Genomic DNA, 22,809 nt, shown 5'->3' with positions numbered 1-22,809 from the left:
CTCCCGAAAATAGGTCTCAGGTTTGAAACCTATTCCCGCGGGATCGACAAATCAAGCGGGCGCTCAGACCAGCTCGCGCACGTCGGTGAGCCTGCCTGTCACCGCCGCCGCCGCCGCCATCGCCGGGCTGACGAGGTGGGTGCGCGCACCCGGGCCTTGGCGTCCGACGAAGTTGCGGTTGCTGGTCGACGCGCAGCGTTCGCCCGCCGGCACCTTGTCCGGGTTCATGCCGAGGCAGGCCGAGCAGCCGGGCTCGCGCCATTCGAAGCCGGCCTCGGTGAACACGCGGTCGAGCCCTTCGGCTTCGGCCTGTTCCTTGACCAGCCCCGAACCGGGCACGACGATCGCCCAGCGGACGTTGGCGGCCTTGGTGCGGCCTTTCAGGATCGCCGCAGCAGCGCGCAAGTCCTCGATGCGGCTGTTGGTGCAGCTGCCGATGAACACGTTCTGGACCTCGACATCCTGCAGCCGCTGGCCGGGGACGAGGCCCATGTAATCGAGCGACTTGCGCGCGGCGTCCTGCTTCGAAGCGTCGGCGAAGCTTTCCGGCGCGGGCACCACGCCGGTGATCGGCAGCACGTCTTCCGGGCTGGTGCCCCAGGTGACCGACGGCGCGATGTCCGCAGCGTCGATGGTGACGACCTTGTCGTAGGTGGCGCCGGGGTCGGTGGCGAGGCTGGTCCACCACGCGACGGCGGCGTCCCATTCGGCGCCCTTGGGCGCATAGGGGCGGCCCTTGAGGTAATCGAACGTCTTCTGGTCGGGTGCGATCAGGCCGGCGCGCGCGCCGTGCTCGATCGCCATGTTCGACACGGTCAGGCGGCCCTCGATCGACAGGTCGCGGATCACGTTGCCGGTATATTCGATGACGTAGCCGGTGCCGCCCGAGGCGCCGAGCACGCCGGTGATGTGCAGCACCACGTCCTTGGCCGAGACGCCGGGGGCAAGCTCGCCCTCGACGCGCACTTCCATCGCCTTCGACCGCTTGAGCAGCAGGGTCTGCGTGGCCAGCACGTGCTCGACCTCGCTGGTGCCGATGCCGAAGGCGAGCGCGCCGAGGCCGCCGTGGCAAGCGGTGTGGCTGTCGCCGCAGACGATCGTCGCGCCGGGCAGCGAGAAGCCCTGCTCCGGCCCGACGACATGGACGATGCCCTGTTCGCGGTCGGTCGCGCCGATGTAGCGGATGCCGAACTCGGGCGCGTTGGTTTCGAGCAGCGCCAGCTGCTGCGCGCTTTCGGGGTCCTCGATCGGCAGGCGGTTGCCCGCAGCGTCGGTCCGCGCGGTGGTCGGCAGGTTGTGGTCGGGCACCGCGAGCGTCAGATCGGGGCGGCGCACCTTGCGACCGGCGGCGCGAAGGCTGGCGAAGGCCTGCGGGCTGGTCACCTCGTGGACGAGGTGGCGGTCGATGTAGACGAGGCTGGTGCCATCGTCGCGATCTTCGACGACGTGGGCGTCCCAGATCTTCTGGTAGAGCGTTCGCGGAGTCTTGGCCATGGGCGCGGGTTAGGCGCGCGCATTCCGCTTTTCAAGCAGGAAAGGCGCGCCTTGTTGCCCATCGACGTAATTTAATTACACAACGTTGGTCCGCCGCGCGTCAACCGCGATGGCCGTCGCGGTCCCAGCGTTCGGCGCGCAGCTTGTCCTGGACGAAGCCGACGCGGCGTTCGAGCGCGGCGTGCTCGTAGCGGTCGAGGCCGCCGCGGGCGAAGTCGGCGTACTGGCGCTGGATCTTGCCGACCTCGCGGCGCAGGTAGTCCGCCTCGCGCCACGAGATCGCCCGGCGCTGCTGGGCGCGGTCGATCTGCCAGCGCAGCTGGTTGATGTCCTGGCGGATGTCGGCATTGCGCGAGGGATTGCGCCAGCCGTTGCTGTAGCCGTTGTTGTATCCGTTGTTATAGGACTGGCCCCAGCCCTGGGCGCTCGCCGGCGCGGCGGCGGAGAGCAGCGCGGCAGGGACGAGGGCGGCAAAAACGAGCTTCTTCATGGCGTTCGGTCCTTTCGTTCGGGGCGGCGTTCGATGCGCCGCCGACCCACAGGAACATGTCGCCAGATCAATGAACGGCCGCGAAATTGGTTGTCTCAAGCGAACGAGAAAGTGTCGCGGATTGTCGCGCAACGCAGTAGAGAGCGCAGCCATGGATACCGTCATTGCCATCGTCATCGTCGTCGCGACCGTGCTCGGCATGGAGCTGGTGGCCTGGAGCAGCCACAAGTACGTGATGCACGGGTTCGGCTGGAACTGGCACCGCGACCATCACGAGCGCCACGACGGCTTCTTCGAGAAGAACGACCTCTACGCGCTGGTCGGCGCAGCCCTGTCGATCAGCATGTTCGCGATCGGGAGCCCGCTGATCCTGGGCGCCAGGGCGTGGTGGCCGGGCACGTGGATCGGGCTCGGCGTTCTCGCCTATGGCGTGATCTACACGCTGGTCCACGACGGACTCGTCCACCAGCGCTGGTTCCGCTACGTGCCGCGGGGCGGCTATGCCAAGCGGCTGGTGCAGGCGCACAAGCTGCACCATGCGACGCAGGGCAAGGAAGGCGGCGTCAGCTTCGGCTTCGTCTTCGCGCGCGATCCCGCGGTGCTCAAGCAGGAGCTGAAGCAACAGCGCGACCGCGGCATCGCGGTGCTGCGCGAAGCAGTGGAGTGAGTGGTCGATGAGTGAGAGTCGCACAAGCAAGGTCGCTGCCGCCACTTTCGGCTTCTGGATCATCAAGATCCTCGCGACGACGCTCGGCGAGACCGCCGGCGATACGCTGTCGATGACGTTCGACCTCGGCTATCTCGTCAGCACCCTGATCTTCGTCGCGGTGCTGCTGGGGCTTGCCGCCGTGCAGGTCCGCGCGGCGCGGTTCTACGCCCCGCTGTACTGGGCGACGATCATCGCCTCGACCACGGCGGGCACCACCCTTGCCGATTTCGCCACGCGCTCGCTCGGGATCGGCTATGCTGGCGGGTCCGCGCTGCTGCTCGTCCTCGTCGTCGCCTCGCTCGCCGCGTGGCACTTCACTACCGGCGCGGTGAAAGTCGACCACCTGACCGACCGCACGTCCGAGTGGTTCTACTGGCTGACGATCTCGATGTCGCAGACGCTCGGCACCGCACTGGGGGACTGGACCGCCGACACCAACGGGCTCGGCTACCTCGGCGGAGCGACGCTTTTCGCGGGCGCGCTGGCGGTGATCGCGGTGCTGTACTTCGCCACCAGGATCAACCGCGTCGCCCTGTTCTGGACGGCGTTCATCCTGACCCGCCCGCTCGGCGCGACGGTGGGGGATTTCCTCGACAAGCCGGTGGCCAAGGGCGGGCTCGACTTCAGCCGCCCGCTCGCCTCGGCGGTCCTGCTCGCAGCGATCGTGTTGCTCGTCGCGGTCCTGCCGCACCGGTCCAAGGCGGCGCTCACGCCAGATTGATTTCGTTGAGCACGCGCTTGGCGGCGGTGCGGAAGCGCAGGGCGTCGGGCACCGTGACGACCTCGCCGCGGGTGGCGGCGGCGCGCAGCGCGGCGAGTTCGACGACCTGGCCGCGCACGCGGCGGTCGAGCGCATCGCTTCCGCCTCGCCGGGCAAGGCGCGCGAGGCCCTCCTCGACCCGCGCCCAGGCATCGAGCACGGCGGCGCTCGGCGAAAGCTCCAGCAATTGCAGGAAGCGGGCATGATCGCCCGAGAGCGCGAGGTCGGGCTCGTCCTCGTGCGGCGGCGGCAGCGCGGGCGGGAACGGCGCGGCGCGCTCGAGCCGGTCGAGCCGGCGCGAGAAGCGCGCGGACTTGTCGCCCCAGCGCAGTTCGTCGAGCCGATGGAGCAGCGCGATCCACTGCGCGCGGAACAGCAGCGCGACGAGCACCAGCGCCAGCGGCCAGGCAAGCGCGCCGGCCAGCGCGACCAGCCGGTCGAGCAAGAGCATCGAACCCGCCGCCTTGGCGACCGTGACCGTAACCATTGCCATCCGACTCCGACCTTTCCTCCCGGAGCCGATTTTACGGTAAGAACAAATCAGGAACAATAGCGCGCAAGCAGATCGGCGAGCGCGCCGAGGCCATCGCGGGCGATCGCCCCGCCCGCCATCGGCGCAAGCAGCGCCGCGCCATCGACCGCGACGATCATCAGCGCGGCAAGCCGGGCGCGGGCGGCATCGTCCGCCACCGCAAGGCGCGCGTCGGCCCAGTCGCGGAAGCCTGCGGCAATGGCATCGGCGATGGCGTCGAACGGCGCTTCGCCGCGCGCGGCGCCGGCGGCGATCTCGCTCCACAGCTCCATGTAGGGGCGCATCTGCGCGGTGCCCGCCATCGCGCCGAGCCGCGCGAGCAGGTCGGCGGGGGCAAGGCGCTCGGCCGAAGGCAGCGCGCCGTCGAGCAGCGCGGCCATGTCGGCGGCGATCCGCGCAAGCACCACGCCGAGGATCTCGGCCTTGTCGGCGAAATAGTAGAGCAGCATGCGGTCGCTGGTGCCGGCTGCCCGGGCAAGGTCGCGCAGCGAGGTGCGCGACAGGCCATGCGCCAGGACATGCGCGGCAAGGCGCGCCTCGACTTCGCTGCGGCGGGTTTCGCGATCGATCATCGGCGGGTGCCTAGCAGGCTCTTGTAGCGACCGCTACATCGGTGTACGAATGTAGCGACTGCTACATAGACTCGAGGAGACCACGATGTCCGCTGCACCAAGCGCTTCCGTCCTGTCCGGCCGCCAGACCGCGGCGATGATCGTCGCCGGCATCGTGCTGTGGTACGCCGCCGCGCTGCTGCTGCGCGCGCTGAGCGATGCGCATCTGCTCGGCGGGACCACCGGCGCGCTGGTCTTCGCCGCGGTGGTGCCGGGCACGCTGCCGTTCGTGCTGCTGCTGCAGAAGCTGGGCGGGCTGTCGGCCGAGCAGATGGTGCCGGGCTATACCCTGGCGACGACCGCCGCGCTGCTGTGCGACGGCGTGGCGATGACCTGGCACCCGGGCCTCTATGGCGCCGACGACACCGCCGCGCGGCTTGCCGCAGGCGGCGTGATCTTCGGCGGCGCGGTGGGCCTTGCGCTCGCGTTCCTGGTCGCGGCGCGGATGCGCGCGCGCTGAAACGGCGAAAGGGCCGGCCCCGCGCCTGGCGGGCCGGCCCCTTCTTCGTGCGACCGGCCGAAGCCGGTCGCAGCGCCGGTCAGACCAGCGCGAGGTCGTGGAACGGACGGTCGAGGCCGATCAGCCCGAAGCCCGAAGTGGTGGCGAAGTCGCCGTCCTGGACCTGCGCGAGGGAGAGCAGCGTCAGCGTGCCGCCGCTGGTCAGGGTGACGCGGGTGTCGAGCACGCCGTCGTTGTTGTAGTCGGCATGGGTCTCGCCCTTGAACCACACGCCCTCGGCCAGCAGGATCACGTCCTGGCCGTGGGTGAAGTCGGTGATCGTGTCGTTGCCGGCGGGCGCCTTCTTGCCGTCTTCGAGGCGGCTGTAGTCGAAGGTGTCGTTGCCCGCGCCGCCGGTCAGCCTGTCGTCGCCGCGACCGCCGATCAGGACGTCGTTGCCGGCCATGCCGTCGAGCACGTCGTTGCCGTTGTTGCCCCACAGCACGTCGTCGCCCGAGCCGGCGCGGATCGTGTCGTTGCCGTTGAAACCCTTGATCACGTTGGCGGTGCCATCGCCATTGAGCAGGTCGTCGCCGTTGCCGCCGTCCTTGACCGCATCGACGGTCATCAGCAGCAGCTGGCCCTTCTCGACGGTCCTGGGATCGCCGGTGGTGGCATGGACCTGCGCGTCGAGCAGGTAGGCGCGGGTGTCGGCATCGCCCCAGATCGAGCTGACGTCGAGCACGCCCGAGCTTTCCTCGTCCTGGGTGATGAAGCCCGGCAGGCCCGGGGTGAACTGCGCCGGGTCGAACTTGAGGATCGAAGTCAGCGTGTCGGTGGCGATGTCGTATTCGTAGACCTTCGACACGTAGCTCTGATTGCCCGGGTCTTCCTGCAGGATCACCTTGCCGTTGGCGACGGTGATGTTGTCGAACATCTGCTGGCCTTCGGTGCCGTCGAGCACGGCTTCGAGCTTGCCGCCCTTGGCCGGGTCCGTGATGTCGTCGAAGGTCGCCTTCCACAGGCGCGACGGGCTGTTGAAGGCGTTGGTGGTGACGAAGTAGAGCACGTTGGGGTGCTCGGGATCCCAGGCCGCATCCTCGGGACGCAGGAAACCGGTGATGCCGTCGGCGACGCTGGCGTTCTGGATCTGCGCGCCGGTCATATTCTTGACGTTGCCGTCGGCGCCGACCGCTTCGAGCGTGAAGGTGGTGTTGAGCGAGGTGCCGGTGCTGGCTTCGGCGGCGAAGGTCGCCTTGATGCCGTAGAGCGTGCCGGCGTCGAGGCCCGCCTTCTGCAGCTCGGTGCCGCTCGCCTGCTTGTCGCCGACGTAGATATAGACCTGGCCGCCGGCGGTGTCGTCGGTGGTGGCGATGATCGTCTTGTTCTGCGCGAACGGATTGGCGACGAGGTTCTCGAACGACTGGTTGCCGAGCGCCGCGATCTCGTAGGCCTTGCCGGCATCGGCGCCGGTCAGGATCGTCGCCATCGGACGCCCTTCGTTGCCCGCTTCCTCGCCGGTCAGGTAGATCCGGGTCTGGGTGCCGAGGCCGGTGGCGGCGTTGTAGTAGGCGCTGGTGTCGGCAAGGTCGCCCGAGCAGAAGCGGTTGAACGCCGGGCTGGCGAGGTCGTACTGCTGCGAGGTCGCGTTCCACAGGTAGACCTGCTTCATCGCGTCGTCGCCGCTCAGCACCTGCAGGCTCGCCTTGTCGATGACGAGGCGGTCGACGTACGACCCGATCGCGCCGTGGTCGCGCAGCACGCCGGCGGTGGCGCCGATCTCGTGGTTGACGAGCACGGTAACGGTGCCGTCGCCGTTGTCGAACGCGCCGAGGCCGTCGGGAACGCCGCCGAACACGCCCGAGGTGCTGCCCGAGAGCGAATCGCCGGTGGTGATGATCGAGGTGATCGTGACGTTGGGCTCGAGCGCGAGCAGATACGGATTGGTGGTGGTTGAAGGTCCGGTTGCCATCGTTGGTCCCCTGGCTGGTTGGATCAGGGGCTTCGGCTAACGCTCGAATAAGAAAAATTAGGGAAGATTAAAAGTCTACAACGTTACACTTCGATACAATGCGGCGATCTTTCGATAGGATGCGGTGCGCCTCACTCGGCGCGGGTCCAGATCCAGGCGCCCGACAGCGCCATGACCAGCGCCGGGACCAGCACCCAGGGCCAGCCGGCGGTCGCCGCGGTGATCGCCACGCTGATCGCCATCGCCAGCAGCGCCGCCTTCTTGGCGCGGCGGGGGATCGCGCGGCGTTCGCGCCATTGCCGCAGCGGCGGGCCCCATTTCGGATGGTCGAGCAGGCGCTGCTCCCACGCGGGGTTGCCCCGCGCGAAGCAGAACAGCGCGAGCAGCAGGAACGGCACCGTGGGCAGCAGCGGCAGGAACGCGCCGACCGCGCCGATGCCGACGAAGGCAAGCCCCGCCCCGGTCCACAGGTGGCGGCGCAAGGGGGGCGCTTCCGCTCAGCCCGCCGCGGCGAGGCGCGCGGCATGCTCGCGCACCAGCGCGATCATGTTGGGCACCCCTTGCGTGCGGTTCGAGGAGAGCTGGTTGCCGAGGTCGAACGGCGCCAGCCGCGCGGCGATGTCGGTCTGCGCGACCTCCCCGGCGGGGCGGTCCTGCACCGCGGCGAGCACCAGCGCGACGATCCCCTTGGTGATCGCGGCATTGCTGTCGGCGAGGAAATGCAGGCGCCCGTCCTGTGCGCCCGCGACCGGGTAGACCCACACGCTCGCCGAGCAGCCGCGCACCTGCGTCGCTTCGGTCTTGAGCGCGTCGGGCATCGGCTCGAGCGCGCGGCCCAGCTCGATCAGCAGGCGATAGCGTTCGTCGCCGTCGAGGAATTCGTACTCTTCGAGGATGTCTTCGAGACTGCGCATGGCGCGAGGCTCTAGCCGCCCCCCGCCCGCGCGTCCATTACCCCGAGAGGCCGCCGGGGCGCGTGAACAGGTACCACAGCACGTAGAGCCACGAGAGCACCCCGTGGATCGCCGCCCACAGCACCGACTTGTGGAGGCTCCACGAGATCGTCACGGCCAGCGCCGAGCCGAGCCCGATGCCGGCCTTGGCGCCTTCGCCGGCGCGGCTCACAGGTCGACCCCGGCGGCGATCGCCTCGAGCTTGCGCAGTCGTTCGCGCAAGTCCGACAGCTCGATCCGGCTGGCGACGGCAGGGTCGCCGCCCGCGGCGCGATCGAGTTCCAGCCGCTTGAGGTCGAGCCAGCGCTCCCACGCGCGCCCGGCGGCGCGGGCGAGCACGAGCAGCCCGGCAATGGCGCCCAGCGTCATCACGATGGTGTCGAAAGAAGCAAGGGTCATGGCGGATTTCCCTCTGGCGTGGCGCGCGATCAGCTGTCGCGCAGGGCTTCGATCTCGTGCGCGAGGCGGCGCGTCTCGGCGCCGTCGGTGGCGATCCGCTCGAGCACCTCGAGCCGCTTGCGCAAGTCGGCGATCTCGCGCTCGAGTTGCGCGGTATAGGCGGGGTCGGCGCCGGCCAGCGGCGTCCCCGCGTGGCTGCGGTAGCGCGCCTGGCGGGTCGTTGCCCAGGCGATGATGGCGACGATGGCGACAACGGAAGTCCAGAAGCCCACGATCAGGTTCCTCAGTTCGCCCGCGCTTCGCGCAGGGCTTCGATCTGTCCGACAAGAGCCGGGTTCTGCTCGGCGGCCCCGTCTCCGATTTGGCCGATGGTCTCGGCAAGCTGCGCCGCGCGGTCGGTGGCGATGCGTTCGAGCACGCGCACCCGCTGTTCGAGCCGTTCCGCGCCGGCGGCATATTGCGCGGCCTTTTCGGCGGCGCGGACCGCCAGCAGCTCGAGCTCCTTCTCGCGCAGTTCCATCGACCGCTTGTAGGCTTCGAGCGCCATGCCCATCGCGCAGATCAGCAGCAGCACCACCGCGCACAGCGCGAAGACCTCCATCCCGGTCACTGCGCCCGTCCTTCCGAACGAAGCGCCTCGATCTGGCGAGTCAGCGCATAGCCGCTGTCGGTGACGATGCGCTCGACGTTGGCGAGGCGGTCCTTGACCGATCCCAGCTCGGCCTGAAGGCGGGCATTTTCCTGGCTGAGCAGCGCAATCCGCTCCTGCTCGGCGCTGCTGGTCCTGGGATAGACCGGCTTGCCCCACGAGTTTTCGAGCGGGTAGCCGTGGCGGACGCGGAGCCAGGTGTTGACCACCCAGCCGACGGTGATCGCGATGGCGGGAACGCCGATCATCGCAGGCGAAAGATCGAACGGCATGTGATGTCTCCCCTTTTATGTCTTGTGCCCGCGCCCCGGCCTCAGGCGTGGCCCTCGGTCTGACCGGGTCGGTCCTCGAGCCGGCGCACGTCGCGCAGGGCCTCGATCTGCGTCGCCACGTCGTAGCCGCCATCGGTGACGATGCGTTCGAGCACGCGGACGCGTTCCTCCAGCGCCTGGTTTTGCGCGGCGTACTGCGCCGCCTTCTCGGCGGTGTTCTGCGCGCGGATCTCCTCGACCTTGCGGTTGTGCCGGGTCCAGATCGCGAACCCTGCCAGCATGAACGGCGCGAGCGGGATCAGCAGTGCGAGTGTACCGTGGTCCATGATTTCCCCCTTTTGTCCCGGCGACGCGTGGCAGCGGTCAGCGCAGGCTTTCGATTTCCGCCGAAAGGCGCGGGTTGGACGAGACGTAGAAGCTTTCGACATCGGCGAGGCGGCGGTCGATGTCGCGGAACTGGGCGCGCACTTCGCGCGCCGTGCGCGCCGGGCTCTGCCGCACGCCCTGCCAGAACTTCTGCTCCTGGCGGTCGCCGTAGAGATAGCCGGGCTTCTTTTCCGACAGGAACCCGAGCACGAAGTAGGCGATCGGCAGGAAGCCGAGCCCGCACAGCGTGCCGATGACGAGGCCGAGGCGGACCCACAGCACGTCGACGCCGGTGTAGTCGGCGATGCCCGCGGCAACGCCCATGAACTTGCCGTTGACCTTGTCGCGATAGAAGCGGGTGCGTTGCGCGGTCATTTACAGGGTCCCCCTCTTTTCGGCGAGCATGCGGTCGAGCTCGCGCAGCTTTTCGTTGTCGGTGGCGCGGTCGTGGGTGATCCGCGCCGGGCGGAATTCGGGATTGTCGGCCGCGACGAGGCGCTCGACGGTGTCCATTCGCTCGTCGAGCCGGCGGGCGAGCTGGTAGAGCTCCTCGAGCAGCGCCTCGTCACCCGAGGTGAGCGTGGCGGCAGTCTTCCAGCGGGTGATGTAGTGCAGGATCACCCAGGGCATCCCGACGAAGATGCCGAGGATGGCGACCATGGGAACGACGACGTCTTCCATCACTGGGCATCCTTTTGGTCATGGGCGCCGAGCGCGCGCTTCATCGCCTCGAGTTCCTCGTCGATCTTGTCCTGCCCGGCGAGCGCGGCGATCTCGTCGGCGAGATTGGGCGCGGTGCCATCGGCCAGGCTCAGCGCATCGGCGCGGCCTTCGGCGTAGTCGACCCGGCGTTCGAGCTGGTCGAAGCGGGCGAGCGCCTCGTCGACGCGCTCGTTGGTCAGCAGCGAGCGCAGGCGCACCCGGTTCTCGGCGCTTTCGAGGCGCGCGGCGATCGCGGTCTGGCGGCTGCGGGCTTCGCGCAGGCGGGTCTGCAGCTTCTCGATGTCCTGCTCGTAGGCGCGCATCGAATCGTCGAGCACGGCGATCTCGGACTGGAGCTGCGCGGCCATGTCGGCGGCCTTCTTCTTTTCGACCAGCGCCGCGCGGGCGAGGTCCTCGCGGCCCTTCGACAGCGCGAGCTGCGCCTTTTCGGCCCAGTCGGCCTGGAGCCGGTCGAGCTTGGCGACGTGGCGGCCCATCTCCTTCTGGTCGGCGATGGTGCGCGCGGCCGAGGCTCGGACTTCGACGAGGGTTTCCTCCATCTCCATGATGATCATCCGGATCATCTTCGAAGGATCGTCCGCCTTGTCGAGCAGGTCATTGAAATTGGCGGCAATGATATCGCGCGTCCGCGAAAAGATGCCCATCAGGTTGGCTCCGGTTGTGAAGGGGGGGCGGGCGCGGTCGGCCGCGTCGCGATTGCTGGTCTGGCGCTGGCGCAGCGCGTCGATCTCGGCGTCGAAGCGCGAGGTCCGCGCCTCTTCGCCGCGCGCCCGGCGTTCCGGGCCGATCGGGGTCAGGTCCACGCTCACGCCAGCTCGCCGGTGATCGCGGCGCTCGAGGCGAGCACCTGCGGCGCGGCGTGGAGCTGCTGGGTGAGCGCGAAGCAGTTCATCGCCACCATCGCCACGATGCTGGCGAGGCTTGCGCGGCCGAGCTTGGTCGAGAAGAAGCGGGCGGTGTACATGGGTGTTCTCCGGTGGTCCGCCGGTCTGGTCCGGCAGGGTCGTTCACCATTAAGCAAGGGTCGTGCCAAATGCTGCCAAGCCCCGATTTCCGCGATTTTCTTCGCCGTACGCGCCAAGCCTTATGGGAAATCTTGCGCAAGGTTGGGAAAATATGCCATCCCTTGGCGCGCGATTGAGAAGAGGGCATAAAACGTGGATCGCGAAGTCCAGTTCATCGGCCAGTCGGGTGCCTTTCTCGATGCGGTGGAACGTGCCAGCCGCGCCGCGCCGATGCGCCGTCCCGTCCTCGTCATCGGCGAACGCGGCACCGGCAAGGAACTGATCGCCGAACGGCTCCACCGCCTGTCGACGCGCTGGCAGGAGCCGCTCGTCACGATGAACTGCGCCGCGCTGCCCGAAACGCTGATCGAGGCCGAGCTGTTCGGGCACGAGGCGGGCGCCTTCACCGGCGCCACCCGCGCCCGCGCTGGCCGCTTCGAGGAAGCCGACAAGGGCACGCTGTTCCTCGACGAGCTGGGCACGCTGTCGATGGGCGCGCAGGAGCGGCTGCTGCGCGCGGTCGAATATGGCGAGGTCACCCGCATCGGCGCGAGCCGCCCGATCCGGGTCGACGTGCGCATCGTCGCGGCGACGAACGAGGACCTGCCGAAGATGGCGGCGCAGAACCGCTTCCGCGCCGACCTGCTCGATCGCCTCAGCTTCGAGGTGATCACCCTGCCCCCGCTGCGCGTGCGCGAGGGCGACATCGCCGTGCTGGCTGACTACTTCGGCCGGCGCATGGCCGCGGAACTGCACTGGGACGCCTGGCCGGGTTTCGCGCGCCACGTCGCCGACCAGCTCGAACGCTACGCCTGGCCCGGCAACGTGCGCGAATTGCGCAACGTGGTCGAACGCGCGGTCTATCGCTGGGACGATCCTTCCGCGCCGATCGGCCATGTCCAGTTCGACCCGTTCGAAAGCCCGTGGAAGCCAGCAACGAGCCAAGCCGCCGCGCATCCCGCGCCGCCGCCCGCCAACGATGCGCCTGCCCGCCCCGCCCCGGCGCGCGCCGACCTCGACGACATCGCCGACCTGCGCAGCGCGGTCGAGGCGCACGAGCGCGCGATCCTCGAACACCACCTGGGGCGCAACCGCTACAACCAGCGCCAGACCGCCAAGGCGCTGGGCCTCACCTACGACCAGCTGCGGCACTGCCTGAAGAAGCACGGGCTTCTGGAGCGCGGGCAGGGCTGATGGAGCGCGAAATCTGGTTCCGCAGATGGCTGTTCGGCTACGTGCCGGTGCACTGGAAAGGCCTCGCGCTGATCCTCGGCGCGGTGGTCTGCGTGCTGACCTGCTTCGTCGTGCTGGTGGCCTGCGCGCAGTATTTCGAGCGCCCGGCCATCGCCTTCACCATCCCGGTGCCGTTCCTCTACATCCTGATCACTGCGCTGCGCATCGCGCAGAGGCATGCGGTTTAGTTGGACCGCCTGGTTGTGAGCGGAGCGACGGGATATTGGGTGGAAAGTGGACTTTCAGGTTTTGGAGGCAATGCTCTGATAAGCCGACGCTTCTTGTGGTTCGACCGTGGGGAAACCGGACCACAATCTTGCTAGGCACATGAAGGCACTAGCGGCCGGAAACGAGATAGCCGCGCTTACAATGCCGACAAGTGAACCGGTTGCCCACCACATCCCCGCGACGCTCAACCCCACCGCAGAGACCGCCGCAATCATAGCCCATCGATAAGGGTGCTTTGAGATCGAACGGGCGAATATCCACGCAAAGACCAAGGCGATGGCAATCAGCGGGGACGATCCGATCAGGAGTATGCCTGCCCACCATAGGCCCTCAGTTCCGACAAAAAGGAGTGGGAGATAGCCGGCGACAAAGCTAACGAAAACGGCCACAGTGACACGAACGCGGTTCAAGCCTGTAAAAGTCGCCTTCGGCTCCATTCTGTTACAATGCCGCATTTCGGGAACGTCCGCAAACAGGTACGCCCGAGTTAACATAGATGTGTCCGCAACCGGGCGAAACCGGCCTTCCCCATCGCCCCTCCCCAGTTGACCTTTGCGCACAGGGCGCAGACGCACTAACGCCGCCGACGTGGCTCTCACCCGCCTGACCCTGCGCGATTTTCGCAACCATGCCGCCAGCCGGCTGGAGGATACGCGCGCGTTCAACGTGCTGGTGGGAGAGAACGGCGCGGGCAAGACCAACGTGCTCGAGGCGATCAGCCTGCTCGCGCCGGGCAAGGGCCTGCGCCGCGCCGCGGCTGCCGAGATGGCTGGGCGCAGCGGCGATGGCAGCTTTGCCGTGGCGGCCGAGATGGAGCACGGCGACATCGCGCTCGCGACCGCGACCACGCCCGCCGCCCCCAACAGCCGCAGCGTGCGGATCAACGGCGCGGCGGGTCCGGCAACGCGCCTCGCCGACTGGCTGTCGATCACCTGGCTGACCCCGGCGATGGACCGGCTCTTCGCCGAAAGCCCGGGCGACCGGCGCCGCTTCCTCGACCGGCTGGTGCTGGCGCTGCGCCCCGATCACGCCCGCACCGCGACGCGCTACGAGACCGCGCTGCGCGAACGCAACCGCCTGCTGGCCGAGCCCGCCGAACCCGACCCCGCCTGGCTCGACGCGCTCGAGGCGCAACTGGGCGAGACCGGCACAGCGCTGGCCGAGGCGCGCCGCGCGCTCGTCGCCGCTCTGGCGCGCGAGATCGCGACGCAGCCCGAGGCGCCCTTCGCCCGGCCCGCGCTCGCCTATGCCAGCGAGACGCCGCGCGATCCCGAGGACTTGCGCCGATCCTTGCGCGACAGCCGCCGCCGCGACCGGGCGGCAGGGCGCACGCTGGTCGGGCCGCACCGCGACGACCTCGCCGTCACGCTCGCCGCCAAGAACGCGCCCGCCGCCGACTGTTCGACCGGCGAGCAGAAGGCGATGCTAATCGCGATCGTCCTCGCCCACGCAGCCATCACGGGTAGCGAACGCCCGCGCCTCCTGCTGCTCGACGAGATCGCCGCGCACCTCGATCCCCTGCGCCGTGCGGCCTTGTACGAGCGCCTCGCCGCCTCGGGCGCGCAAGTGTGGATGACCGGCACAGAGCTTGCGCCGTTCGCCGAGATCGAGGGCCAGGCGGCAGTGTGGAAAGTCGCCGACGGGATCGTCGGGCGGCTCTAGCGTTCGGCCGCCTTCAGCGCCTCCGCAACCTGCTCCTCGGTCGCCGCGACGATGCGCTCGACGCCCTGGGTGTTGGGGTGGATGTGATCGCCCAGCAGCAGCTTGTCCTGCCCGAGCACCGGGGCGAGGAAGAACGGCACCAGCGGCGCATCGTATTTCTTCGCAAGGCTCGGCCAGATCGGGTTGAACGCCTTGACGTAGTCCGCGCCGAGGTTGGGCGCGGCGAGCATGCCGGTCAGCATCACCGCGATCTTGCGCTTCCGGAACTCGGCCAGGATCGCGTCGAGATTGGCGCGGGTCTCGGCGGGCGGCAACCCGCGCAGCATGTCGTTGCCGCCGAGCCCGACCAGCGCGAGCGTCGGCTTCACCGGCTGGTTGTCGAGCGTGAAGGCGAGCCGCTGGCGCGCCGCCGCGGTGGTGTCGCCCGAAACGCCCGCATTGACCACCCGCGCCTTGATCCCGCCGGCGTTGAGCGCGGCTTCCAGTTTCGCGGGATAGCTGTCGGTCGGCGGCAGCTGGTAGCCGGCGTAGAGACTGTCGCCGAACGCGAGGATCACCGGCGCGTCGGCCGGAGCGGGAGGGGGCGCGGGCGTGGTGGTGGTGGCTGCGATCGCCGCGGCGCTCGCCGGCGCTTGCGGCGCGCTCGCCTCCTGCGAACAGCCGGCAAGGACAGCAAGCGCGAACAGGATCGACAGGCGGCGCATCGGGCTCTTTCGGGAAGGTTGCGGCAAGCAACCAATCTAGGCATGGTCGCGCCCGTGACAAGCGATCCCCAGGCGCCCGCCTCCTTCCTCACCGGCCCCGTCATCATCGCCAAGGCCCTGACGCTTTCGCTCGGGCAGGGCGAGGCGCGGGTCGAGATCCTGCGCGGGATCGACCTCGAGATCGGCGTGGGCGAGACGGTCGCGCTGCTCGGCCCCTCGGGCTCGGGCAAGTCCTCGCTGCTCGCGGTGCTGTCGGGGCTAGAACGCGCGAGCGGCGGCACGCTGCTGGTCGCGGGGCAGGACTTCGCCCGGCTGACCGAGGACGGCCTCGCCGAAGCGCGGCGCGGGCGCATCGGCATCGTGCTCCAGGCCTTCCACCTGCTGCCGACGATGACCGCGCTCGAAAACGTCGCGACCCCGCTCGAGCTGGCGGGCGCGGACGGCGCGATGGACACCGCGCGCGCCGCGCTCGAAGCGGTCGGGCTGGGCCACCGGCTGAACCACTACCCCACCCAGCTTTCGGGCGGCGAGCAGCAGCGCGTCGCCATCGCCCGCGCGCTCGCCCCTTCCCCGCGCATCCTCTTCGCCGACGAGCCGACCGGCAACCTCGATGCCGCGACCGGCGCGAGCGTCGCCGACCTGCTGTTCGCGCAGAGCGAGGCTGCCGGCGCGACGCTGATCCTGGTCACCCACGACGAGGACCTGGCCCGCCGCTGCCAGCGCATCGTGCGTCTGGCCGACGGCAAGATCGCCTCGGACAGCGGCAGGCCATGAGCATAAGCTGGGCGACCGCCTGGCGGCTCGCGCGCCGCGGGCTCGACTGGCGCTTCCGCGGCTTGCGCCTGCTGCTCGTCTGCCTCGTGCTTGGCACCGCCGCGCTGGCCGCGATCGGCACGCTGACCGGCGCGATCCGCACCGAACTTGCCGCGCGCGGCCAGGCGATGCTCGGCGGCGACATCGAATTCACGCTCGCCGCGCGCACCGCCAGTCCCGCCGAACGCGCCGCGCTCGAGAAGCTCGGCACGCTGTCGGTCGGCACGCGGCTGCAGGCGCTCGCCCGCCGCCCCGGCGACCTGACCAGCGCGGTGCCGGTCGAGCTGAAGGCGGTCGACGCGCGCTGGCCGCTCTACGGCCGCTTCACGCTCGAAGGGGGCCGGCAGGCAGGACCGCCGCCGGGGATGACCGCATGGATCGCGCCCGGCGTGTCCGACCGGCTGGCTGTGCGGCGCGGCGACCGGCTCCAGATCGGGCAAGCCGTGCTGACCGTCGGCGGGGTGATCGAAGCCGAGCCCGACCGCCTCGGCGAAGGCTTCGCGCTCGGCCCCACGGTGATCGTGTCGGTACAGGCGCTGGCAGCGAGCGGCCTCGTCCAGGTCGGCTCGATGGCGCGGACCAAGTACCGGGTGCGCCTGCCTGCCAGCGCCGACCCGCAAGGCCTCGCCGACGCGGTCAAGGCGCAGTTCCCGGTTTCGGGCTTCGAGATCCGCACCCGCGACAAGGCTTCGCCCGGGCTCGACCGGTTCGTGTCGCGCATGGGCCAGTTCCTCGTCCTCGTCGCGCTGGCCGCGCTGGCGATCGCCGGGATCGGCATCGGCAACGGCGTGTCCTCCTACCTCGAGGCGCGCCGTTCGAGCATCGCCACGCTCAAGATCCTCGGTGCGACCAGCGGTGACGTGGCGCGGGTGTTCCTGCTTCAGCTGGTCGTCGCCTCGGCGCTGGCCATAGCCGCCGGCCTCGCGCTCGGGGTGGCGACGACGCCGCTGATCGGGCGGGCGCTGCAGGGGCTGCTGCCGATCGAGGCCGGGCTGGTGGTCGATCCCGCCGCGCTTTCGCTTGCCTCTGCCTACGGCCTGCTCGTCGCGCTGACTTTCGCCGCGCCGCCGCTGCTGCGCGCGCGCGACTTTCCGGCCATGGCGCTGATGCGCGCGCGGGTCGCGCCGCTGGCGACACGCTGGCGGGCCGCGGCGCTTCCCGTGGCGGCCGGGCTCGGCGGCATCGTCGCGCTGGCGGTGCTGACCTCGCCGCAGCGGCTGGTCGCAGCCGGCTTCCTCGCCGGCGCCGCCGCGCTGTTCCTCGCGCTCGCCGCGCTCGGCGTCGGCCTCACGCGCCTCGCCGCGCGGCTGCCGCGGCCGCGCGGGGCCATCGCGCGCATGGCGCTCGCCAACCTCCACCGCCCCGGCGCGCAGACTTCGGCGCTGGTCGTGGCATTGGGCTTCGGCCTTGCCGCCTTCGTCCTCCTGGCGAGCGTGCAGACCAGCCTCGATGCCAACATCGCCCGCCGCGTGCCGGACAAGGCGCCCGACTACTTCGTGCTCGACCTGCCGCCCGCCGACCTCGCGCGGTTCGAGGGGATCGTGCGCAGCGCCGCGCCGGCCGCGGCGATCCGCACCGTGCCCGCCATGCGCGGCAGCATCGTCGCCTACGGGCCGAAGGATCGCATGATCCGCGTCGCCGACCTCAAGGACATTCCCGACGACGCCTGGGCGCTGCGCGGCGATCGCGGCCTGACGTATGCCGCCGACCTGCCCGAAGGCAACGTCGTGACCGCAGGCGCGTGGTGGCCGAGGGACTACGCCGGCGAGCCGCTGGTCTCGGTCGACGAGCAATTGCGCGACGCCATCGGGCTCAAGCTCGGCGACCGCATCACCATCGCGCTGCTCGGCGTCGAGCGGACCGCGACGGTCGCCTCGTTCCGGCGGATCGACTGGGACTCGATGGGCTTCAACTACGTGCTGGTGTTCAGCCCCAACGCCATTGCCGATGCCCCGCACAACCTCGCCGCGACGATCAGCCTGCCGCCGCGGGACAAGGGCGCGCGCACCCGCCGCGCGATCCTGTCGGGGCTGGTCGCCGCGCTGCCCTCGTCGTCGGTGATCGAGATCGGGCCGGTGCTGGGCCAGGTGCGCGACGTGCTCTCGCAGATGGGCACCGCAATCCTCGCCGCCGCCAGCGTTGCCGTGCTCGCCGGCATGGCGGTGCTGGCGGGCGCGATCTCGGCGGCGCGCGAGCGGCGCCAGTACGACAGCGTGATCCTGCGGGTGCTCGGCGCGAGCCGCCGTCAGTTGCTGACGCTGCTGCTCGCCGAATACGGCCTGCTCTGCGCGCTTCTCGCCGCCGTCGCGCTGGGCTTGGGCACGCTGACCGGCTGGCTGGTCATCACCCGCCTGTTCGAGTTCGAGTGGCTTCCCGACTGGCCGCGCGTGCTCGGCGTGCTCGGCGCAGGGATCGCGCTGGTGCTGGTGCTGGCGCTGGCCGGATCGCTTTCGCTGCTGCGCACGCGGCCCGCGCAAGCGCTACGCGAGCTTTAGGCCCTAAGCCGCCTCCTCGCACAGCGCCTTCAATTGGTCCGCGCAAGCGCCCCAGCCCTGTTCGAAGCCCATCTCGGCGTGACTGCGCATCGCCTCCTCGGTCCAGTGGCGGGCGCTCGCGGTATAGCGCGTGCCCTCGCCTTCGGGCGCGACGTCCCAGATGCCGATCATGAACGGGCCGGCCGGCTGCAGATCGGCGGTCACCGCGTCGGTGGTGGCGAAGCGCCGCCCCTCGTCCCAGGCGAGGTAGATGCCCTCGTTGGGCACGACCTCGCCGTCGGGACCGTACATCGTCAGCGAAGCGCGCCCGCCCGCGCGCCGCTCCTGCACGACCACTTCGGCGCGCCACGGCTTGGGGCACCACCACTCGTTCTGGCGATTGACCATCACGTCCCACACCTTTGCCGGCGGGGCGGCGATGAAGCGGCTGATCGACAGTTCGTGCATTTCAGGGTCCTTTCTCAGTCCCGGTCCGGCGCGCCGAGCGGGAAGAAGGCGCGGTAGGGGCGGGCGTCCTCGACGCAGCGGACGACCGGCGGCAGCGCGAGCAGTTCGGCGCGCAGCGCGCGCAGGCGCGGCTGGTCCTCGCCGATCGGCTCGATCCAGTCGGCATAGAACAGGCTCGGCGCGGCAGCGCAGGTGACGAGGCTGACGTTCGGCGGCAGGGCGTTCGCCACCAGCCAGCCGTCGAGCCAGGCATAGGCCTGTCGCAGCCGCGCCTTGGCGGCGGCGATCTCGGCGGCGTCGGGCTCGGCGCGCAGGCCGAGTTCGGGCTTGTCGCGGCTGGCGAGGTGCGCCGCGACGACGCGCTGCATGTTGCCCATCACGTAGTTGTCGAACACCCGGTCGAGCATCCGCGCCACCACCGCTTCGGCCGGATCGGCGGGAATCAGCGGCGCGGGACCGGGATGGTGGACGGCAAGGTGCTCGACGATGCTGGTCGCCTCGATGACCACCGCGTCGCCATCCTCGAGCACCGGGATATGCCCGCCGGGATGGACCCTGCCCGGAAACTGCTCGGACAAGGGCCGCTCGCCGTCCATCTGCACGAATTCGAACGGCGTATCGTTGGCGTAGAGCGCGATCAGCGCCTTCCAGCAATAGGAGGAAAACGGATGGGCGTGGAGCCGCAGCACCGCGTTCACCCCTTCCGCGCCGCTTCGATTGCGGCGATGTCGATCCTGCCCATCGTCATCATGGCTTCGAACACGCGCTTGCGCACGGCGGGATCGGGATCGGCCATGCCGTCGGTCAGCGCGCGCGGGGTGATCTGCCACGAGATGCCCCACTTGTCCTTGCACCAGCCGCAGGCCGATTCCTGCCCGCCGTTGCCGACGATCGCGTTCCAGTAGCGGTCGGTCTCCTCCTGCGTGTCGGTCGCGATCTGGAAGGAAAACGCCTCGCTGTGCTTGAACATCGGGCCGCCGTTGAGCCCGATGCAGGGCAGGCCGAGCACGGTGAATTCGACCGTCAGGACATGGCCCGCCTGCCCGTCGGGATAGTCCGCGGGCGCCTGGTGGAGCGCACCCACCGCGCTGTCGGGAAAGGTCTGCGCATAGAAGGTCGCAGCGTCGAGCGCATCGCCTTCGTACCACAGGCACAGCGTGACGGCGGGGGCGCTGACGGGGGCGGCGCTCACCTCTGCGCCTGCGCGATCAGCGCGGCGTCGATGCCCTTGGCCTCGACATAGGCGGGCCGCGCGCGCAGGCGCTCGGCATAGGCGACGAATTCGCTGCGCTCGGGCAGCGACTTGAACATCAGGCCCCAGTCGACCTGGCTGCCGACATAGACGTCGGCCATGGTGAAGCGGTCGCCGCAGACGTACTCGTTCAGCGCGAAATGCCCCGCAAGCGTGTCGACCGCGCGCTCGTAGCTGCCGAATCCCGCCATGACCTGCTGCTGGCCCTTGGGCTCGAAGCCGAGGCTGCGCGCGGTGATCGCCTGCTCCACCGGCCCCGCCGCAAAGAAGGTCCAGCGCAAGTAGGCGGCGCGCTCCGCATCGCGCGGGGTCAGCGCTTCGAGCGGCGAGACTTCGGCGAGGTAGAGGCAGATCGCTGCCGCCTCGCTCACCACGTGGTCGCCGTCTTCGGCGTGGTGGACGATGGTCGGCACCTTGCCCATCGGGTTGGCGGCGAGCAGCGCCTCGGGCTTGGCCTGCCAGTCGACCAGCACCGTCTCGTAGTCGACGCCCGCCTCGTGCAGCGCCCAGCGCGCGATCTGGCCGCGCGACATCGGATTGGTGAAGAAGGTGAAGCTCGCCATGGTCACGCTCCTTGCGGGCCGACGACGCCGAAGGCGGCGCCCTGCGGATCGGTGGCGACGACGATCCAGTCGCCGCCGGGCACTTCGTGCGGCCCCATCATCACGAAGCCGCCGGCGTCCTCGATCGCGTCCTTGGCCGCAGTTGCGGATTCGACGCCGAAGTAGACCAGCCACGACGGCGGCCGCGCCGGGTCCATGATCGGCATGACCGCGCCGAGGCCCTGCCCGTCGAAGTCGATGAAGCTGTATTCGCCTGCCGCGCCCATCGGCATGCTGTTGTTGAATTCGAAGCCGAAATGCTTCGCATAGAACGCCCTGGCGCCGGCGGGATCGCTCGTCGCCAGCTCGTTCCAGCGCGCGTGCTGCGCTTTCTCGCGATCCCACGCATGGCTCTGGCCGTCGGGACTGCCCTCGCGCGGGGTCGGCTGCATCAGGTAGAACGGCGCGCCCTGCGGGTCGGTCACCATCGCGAAGGCGCCTTCGTCGATGTCGGTGCGCGGCATCAGCACTTGCGCGCCCTCGGCCTCGATCGCCGCCAGCGTCGCATCGATGTCGGCGGTGCCGAGGTAGGGCACCCAGGCGGGACGCGCGCCGCCCGCCTGCATCTCGGCCGTCAGCGCCAGCAGCCCGCCGGTCGGCGCGCCGTCGTCGCGCAGGATCATGCGGTAGTCCATCGGCGATCCGGGCTCGGCCTCGCCGATGCGCCAGCCGATGACCTTGCCGTAGAAGTCCGCCGCGCCGGTCGCGTCGGTGGTCATCAGTTCGTACCAGACGAACGGAACCTGCCTGCTCATGCCCCTGCTCCCCCTGCTGCGCGGATCGACAGGATCTGCTCGAACCCGCCCATGATCATCCGCTTCGAATTGAACACGCTCATGTCGATCGCCGCGGCGATGCGCGGGTCCTCGAACACCGCCTTGTGCCCGGCATCGCGCGTGGCCCGGTCGGGCCAGACGATCAGCGAAAAGACCACGCCTTCGCCCTCCTCGGCCGCCACCGCGCGGCGGAAGTCGGTCACCTCGCCTGCGGGCAGGTCAGCCCCCCAGCTTTCCAGCACGTGGAGCGCGCCGTGGTCGAGGAACACATGCGCGGCTGCCTCGGCCATGCGGGCGTAATCCGTCCGCCGCGCTTCGAACACGGGTATCGCGTAGCCATCGATCCACGCCATGATCGGCACTCCTCCCTCGAGCCGGGCAGCCGGGAACGCAACGCGTACCACCGCCGATTCGGGACCGCCCGTTCACCGTACCCGACGGGTTGCGGGGCACCGGCAAGCTTGCGGCCAAGCGAGCGGCTGGCGGGGCCGCCTGTGCGCCCCGCTCCCGCCCGCCCCCGGATCAGGCGGCGGCTGCCGCCATGATCCGCTGCGCCATGACATCCTCCATCTCGGCCACCCTGGCCCAGGACGGGCGCGCGGCGACGCGGCCGAACCAGGCGGCGGTCCTGGGCCGCGCCGCGGCGTCGACCCCGTGGTGGATGTAGGCGAGCGTGCGGAACAGCGAGGCGACCGAGATGTCGGCGAGCGTGAAGGTCTCGCCCAGCAGCCAGCCGTCCTCGGGCGCCACGCTCTCGAACCAGTCGGTCCAGCGCGGCAGCTCGGCCTCGCCCTGCAGCGCCAGCGCCTCGTCGCCGCCGACCTTGAGCAGCTTCGGGCCGACCAGCCGGTTGAACAGGATCTTGAGGCCCGCCGCGCCGAGCACGGTATCGGCGAACTCGTCGTAGAACACCGCCTTGCCGCGCGCCTGCGGCTCGTCGGGGATCAGCCGCGGCTCGGGATGCTTCGCGTCGAGATAGAGCGCGATCGCGGTCGAATCGGCGAGGGTGAAGCCGTCGTCGTCGATCGCCGGGATCTTCCCCAAGGGGCTGGCGGCGAGGAACTCGGCATCGCCGCTGCCCGGCCCGCCGCGGCCCAGCTCCCACGAAACGCCCTTTTCCGTAGCGATAACCGCGACCTTGCGGACGAATGGCGAAATCAGCGCGCCATAGATCTTCATCGAAAATCTCCCTCTCAGACCAAATCCTCTCCCAAAGATTATTGC

33 protein-coding genes are annotated in these 22,809 nt (G+C 69.7%); 8 read left to right on the top strand and 25 right to left on the bottom strand.

The window, feature by feature from the left end:
- Positions 1 to 63: 63 nt before the first annotated feature.
- Together leuC and K3A85_RS07290 are read right to left on the bottom strand one after the other, a co-directional pair.
- On the bottom strand, positions 64 to 1,494 hold the full coding sequence (gene leuC / locus K3A85_RS07295) for a 3-isopropylmalate dehydratase large subunit (RefSeq protein ID WP_225205811.1): 1,431 nt from the start codon (positions 1,492 to 1,494) through the stop codon (positions 64 to 66).
- Positions 1,495 to 1,594: 100 nt separating this feature from the next.
- Entirely contained in the window at positions 1,595 to 1,984 is a 390-nt protein-coding gene (locus tag K3A85_RS07290) for a hypothetical protein (protein WP_225205810.1), read from the bottom strand.
- Between the two features lie 151 nt (positions 1,985 to 2,135).
- On the opposite strand from K3A85_RS07290, the gene K3A85_RS07285 reads away from it, so the two are divergent.
- Positions 2,136 to 2,651: a sterol desaturase family protein gene (locus K3A85_RS07285; protein ID WP_225205809.1), complete on the top strand. Its 516-nt coding sequence runs from the start codon at positions 2,136 to 2,138 to the stop codon at positions 2,649 to 2,651.
- A gap of 7 nt (positions 2,652 to 2,658) precedes the next feature.
- Positions 2,659 to 3,414 (top strand): COG4705 family protein, encoded by a 756-nt coding sequence (locus K3A85_RS07280; protein WP_225205808.1) that lies wholly within the window; start codon positions 2,659 to 2,661, stop codon positions 3,412 to 3,414.
- On the opposite strand, the gene K3A85_RS07275 is transcribed toward K3A85_RS07280, so the two are convergent.
- Together K3A85_RS07275 and K3A85_RS07270 are read right to left on the bottom strand one after the other, a co-directional pair.
- Positions 3,401 to 3,946 (bottom strand): hypothetical protein, encoded by a 546-nt coding sequence (locus K3A85_RS07275; protein WP_225205807.1) that lies wholly within the window; start codon positions 3,944 to 3,946, stop codon positions 3,401 to 3,403. The two genes, K3A85_RS07280 and K3A85_RS07275, sit on opposite strands and share 14 nt — an antisense overlap.
- A 47-nt stretch (positions 3,947 to 3,993) precedes the next feature.
- The gene (locus K3A85_RS07270; protein WP_225205806.1) at positions 3,994 to 4,557 is read right to left on the bottom strand and encodes a TetR family transcriptional regulator; all 564 of its coding nucleotides are present in this window, start codon (positions 4,555 to 4,557) and stop codon (positions 3,994 to 3,996) included.
- An 85-nt stretch (positions 4,558 to 4,642) separates the two neighbouring features.
- Between K3A85_RS07270 and K3A85_RS07265 the strand changes: the two genes are divergently transcribed.
- Positions 4,643 to 5,056: a hypothetical protein gene (locus tag K3A85_RS07265; RefSeq protein WP_225205805.1), complete on the top strand. Its 414-nt coding sequence runs from the start codon at positions 4,643 to 4,645 to the stop codon at positions 5,054 to 5,056.
- Between the two features lie 79 nt (positions 5,057 to 5,135).
- On the opposite strand, the gene K3A85_RS07260 is transcribed toward K3A85_RS07265, so the two are convergent.
- The 13 genes from K3A85_RS07260 to K3A85_RS07200 form a co-directional block, all read right to left on the bottom strand.
- Positions 5,136 to 7,007, bottom strand: coding sequence for an alkaline phosphatase PhoX (locus K3A85_RS07260; protein WP_225205804.1), 1,872 nt, complete (start codon positions 7,005 to 7,007; stop codon positions 5,136 to 5,138).
- Positions 7,008 to 7,138: 131 nt separating this feature from the next.
- Positions 7,139 to 7,489, bottom strand: coding sequence for a YbaN family protein (locus tag K3A85_RS07255; RefSeq protein ID WP_225205803.1), 351 nt, complete (start codon positions 7,487 to 7,489; stop codon positions 7,139 to 7,141).
- Between the two features lie 15 nt (positions 7,490 to 7,504).
- Positions 7,505 to 7,921 (bottom strand): SufE family protein, encoded by a 417-nt coding sequence (locus K3A85_RS07250; RefSeq protein ID WP_225205802.1) that lies wholly within the window; start codon positions 7,919 to 7,921, stop codon positions 7,505 to 7,507.
- 37 nt (positions 7,922 to 7,958) lie between these two features.
- Positions 7,959 to 8,132, bottom strand: coding sequence for a hypothetical protein (locus tag K3A85_RS07245; RefSeq protein WP_225205801.1), 174 nt, complete (start codon positions 8,130 to 8,132; stop codon positions 7,959 to 7,961).
- Positions 8,129 to 8,359, bottom strand: a complete 231-nt coding sequence (locus K3A85_RS07240; RefSeq protein WP_225205800.1) for a hypothetical protein — start codon at positions 8,357 to 8,359, stop codon at positions 8,129 to 8,131. Before K3A85_RS07240 ends, K3A85_RS07245 begins: the two co-directional genes overlap by 4 nt.
- 29 nt (positions 8,360 to 8,388) lie before the next feature.
- Positions 8,389 to 8,631: a hypothetical protein gene (locus K3A85_RS07235; protein ID WP_225205799.1), complete on the bottom strand. Its 243-nt coding sequence runs from the start codon at positions 8,629 to 8,631 to the stop codon at positions 8,389 to 8,391.
- An 11-nt stretch (positions 8,632 to 8,642) separates the two neighbouring features.
- Positions 8,643 to 8,960, bottom strand: coding sequence for a hypothetical protein (locus K3A85_RS07230; RefSeq protein ID WP_225206028.1), 318 nt, complete (start codon positions 8,958 to 8,960; stop codon positions 8,643 to 8,645).
- A 5-nt stretch (positions 8,961 to 8,965) separates the two neighbouring features.
- Positions 8,966 to 9,280, bottom strand: a complete 315-nt coding sequence (locus tag K3A85_RS07225; RefSeq protein ID WP_225205798.1) for a hypothetical protein — start codon at positions 9,278 to 9,280, stop codon at positions 8,966 to 8,968.
- Between the two features lie 41 nt (positions 9,281 to 9,321).
- On the bottom strand, positions 9,322 to 9,606 hold the full coding sequence (locus K3A85_RS07220) for a hypothetical protein (RefSeq protein ID WP_225205797.1): 285 nt from the start codon (positions 9,604 to 9,606) through the stop codon (positions 9,322 to 9,324).
- A 37-nt stretch (positions 9,607 to 9,643) separates the two neighbouring features.
- Positions 9,644 to 10,021, bottom strand: coding sequence for an envelope stress response membrane protein PspC (gene pspC, locus K3A85_RS07215; RefSeq protein WP_225205796.1), 378 nt, complete (start codon positions 10,019 to 10,021; stop codon positions 9,644 to 9,646).
- On the bottom strand, positions 10,022 to 10,327 hold the full coding sequence (pspB, locus tag K3A85_RS07210) for an envelope stress response membrane protein PspB (protein ID WP_225205795.1): 306 nt from the start codon (positions 10,325 to 10,327) through the stop codon (positions 10,022 to 10,024). It lies immediately after the preceding gene.
- Positions 10,327 to 11,013: a phage shock protein PspA gene (gene pspA / locus K3A85_RS07205; protein ID WP_404822914.1), complete on the bottom strand. Its 687-nt coding sequence runs from the start codon at positions 11,011 to 11,013 to the stop codon at positions 10,327 to 10,329. The genes pspB and pspA overlap by 1 nt, the downstream gene beginning before the upstream one ends.
- A gap of 161 nt (positions 11,014 to 11,174) precedes the next feature.
- Positions 11,175 to 11,333 (bottom strand): hypothetical protein, encoded by a 159-nt coding sequence (locus tag K3A85_RS07200; protein WP_225205793.1) that lies wholly within the window; start codon positions 11,331 to 11,333, stop codon positions 11,175 to 11,177.
- Positions 11,334 to 11,526: 193 nt separating this feature from the next.
- Here K3A85_RS07200 and pspF point away from each other — a divergent pair, with 193 nt between their 5' ends.
- The 3 genes from pspF to recF all read left to right on the top strand — a co-directional run bounded on the left by pspF (position 11,527) and on the right by recF (position 14,496).
- The gene (gene pspF, locus K3A85_RS07195; RefSeq protein ID WP_225205792.1) at positions 11,527 to 12,567 is read left to right on the top strand and encodes a phage shock protein operon transcriptional activator; all 1,041 of its coding nucleotides are present in this window, start codon (positions 11,527 to 11,529) and stop codon (positions 12,565 to 12,567) included.
- Complete coding sequence (locus K3A85_RS07190) at positions 12,567 to 12,794, top strand: hypothetical protein (RefSeq protein WP_225205791.1); 228 nt, start codon at positions 12,567 to 12,569, stop codon at positions 12,792 to 12,794. Before pspF ends, K3A85_RS07190 begins: the two co-directional genes overlap by 1 nt.
- A 628-nt stretch (positions 12,795 to 13,422) precedes the next feature.
- Positions 13,423 to 14,496, top strand: a complete 1,074-nt coding sequence (gene recF, locus K3A85_RS07185; RefSeq protein ID WP_225205790.1) for a DNA replication/repair protein RecF — start codon at positions 13,423 to 13,425, stop codon at positions 14,494 to 14,496.
- Here the strand turns inward: recF and K3A85_RS07180 are convergent.
- Positions 14,493 to 15,200, bottom strand: coding sequence for an arylesterase (locus K3A85_RS07180; RefSeq protein ID WP_225205789.1), 708 nt, complete (start codon positions 15,198 to 15,200; stop codon positions 14,493 to 14,495). The two genes, recF and K3A85_RS07180, sit on opposite strands and share 4 nt — an antisense overlap.
- A 42-nt stretch (positions 15,201 to 15,242) precedes the next feature.
- Between K3A85_RS07180 and K3A85_RS07175 the strand changes: the two genes are divergently transcribed.
- On the top strand, positions 15,243 to 15,974 hold the full coding sequence (locus K3A85_RS07175) for an ABC transporter ATP-binding protein (protein WP_225205788.1): 732 nt from the start codon (positions 15,243 to 15,245) through the stop codon (positions 15,972 to 15,974).
- Positions 15,971 to 18,508: an ABC transporter permease gene (locus K3A85_RS07170; protein WP_225205787.1), complete on the top strand. Its 2,538-nt coding sequence runs from the start codon at positions 15,971 to 15,973 to the stop codon at positions 18,506 to 18,508. The genes K3A85_RS07175 and K3A85_RS07170 overlap by 4 nt, the downstream gene beginning before the upstream one ends.
- Positions 18,509 to 18,511: 3 nt before the next feature.
- On the opposite strand, the gene K3A85_RS07165 is transcribed toward K3A85_RS07170, so the two are convergent.
- From K3A85_RS07165 to K3A85_RS07135, 7 genes are all read right to left on the bottom strand, one after another.
- On the bottom strand, positions 18,512 to 18,955 hold the full coding sequence (locus K3A85_RS07165; RefSeq protein WP_225205786.1) for an SRPBCC family protein: 444 nt from the start codon (positions 18,953 to 18,955) through the stop codon (positions 18,512 to 18,514).
- Positions 18,956 to 18,969: 14 nt separating this feature from the next.
- Complete coding sequence (locus K3A85_RS07160) at positions 18,970 to 19,644, bottom strand: glutathione S-transferase family protein (RefSeq protein WP_225205785.1); 675 nt, start codon at positions 19,642 to 19,644, stop codon at positions 18,970 to 18,972.
- 5 nt (positions 19,645 to 19,649) lie between these two features.
- On the bottom strand, positions 19,650 to 20,147 hold the full coding sequence (locus K3A85_RS07155; RefSeq protein WP_225205784.1) for a VOC family protein: 498 nt from the start codon (positions 20,145 to 20,147) through the stop codon (positions 19,650 to 19,652).
- Positions 20,144 to 20,770, bottom strand: a complete 627-nt coding sequence (locus K3A85_RS07150; protein ID WP_225205783.1) for a glutathione S-transferase family protein — start codon at positions 20,768 to 20,770, stop codon at positions 20,144 to 20,146. The genes K3A85_RS07155 and K3A85_RS07150 overlap by 4 nt, the downstream gene beginning before the upstream one ends.
- A 2-nt stretch (positions 20,771 to 20,772) precedes the next feature.
- Positions 20,773 to 21,564, bottom strand: a complete 792-nt coding sequence (locus tag K3A85_RS07145; protein ID WP_225205782.1) for a VOC family protein — start codon at positions 21,562 to 21,564, stop codon at positions 20,773 to 20,775.
- Positions 21,561 to 21,938 (bottom strand): DUF1428 domain-containing protein, encoded by a 378-nt coding sequence (locus tag K3A85_RS07140; protein ID WP_225205781.1) that lies wholly within the window; start codon positions 21,936 to 21,938, stop codon positions 21,561 to 21,563. Before K3A85_RS07140 ends, K3A85_RS07145 begins: the two co-directional genes overlap by 4 nt.
- A gap of 169 nt (positions 21,939 to 22,107) precedes the next feature.
- Positions 22,108 to 22,764, bottom strand: a complete 657-nt coding sequence (locus K3A85_RS07135) for a glutathione S-transferase family protein (RefSeq protein ID WP_225205780.1) — start codon at positions 22,762 to 22,764, stop codon at positions 22,108 to 22,110.
- Positions 22,765 to 22,809 lie beyond the last annotated feature (45 nt).

It is taken from the genome of Novosphingobium huizhouense (assembly GCF_020179475.1).
Classification (GTDB): domain Bacteria; phylum Pseudomonadota; class Alphaproteobacteria; order Sphingomonadales; family Sphingomonadaceae; genus Novosphingobium; species Novosphingobium huizhouense.
The sequence above is the reverse complement of the archived record's forward strand: the minus strand, read 5'-3'. Positions and strand labels throughout refer to the sequence as shown.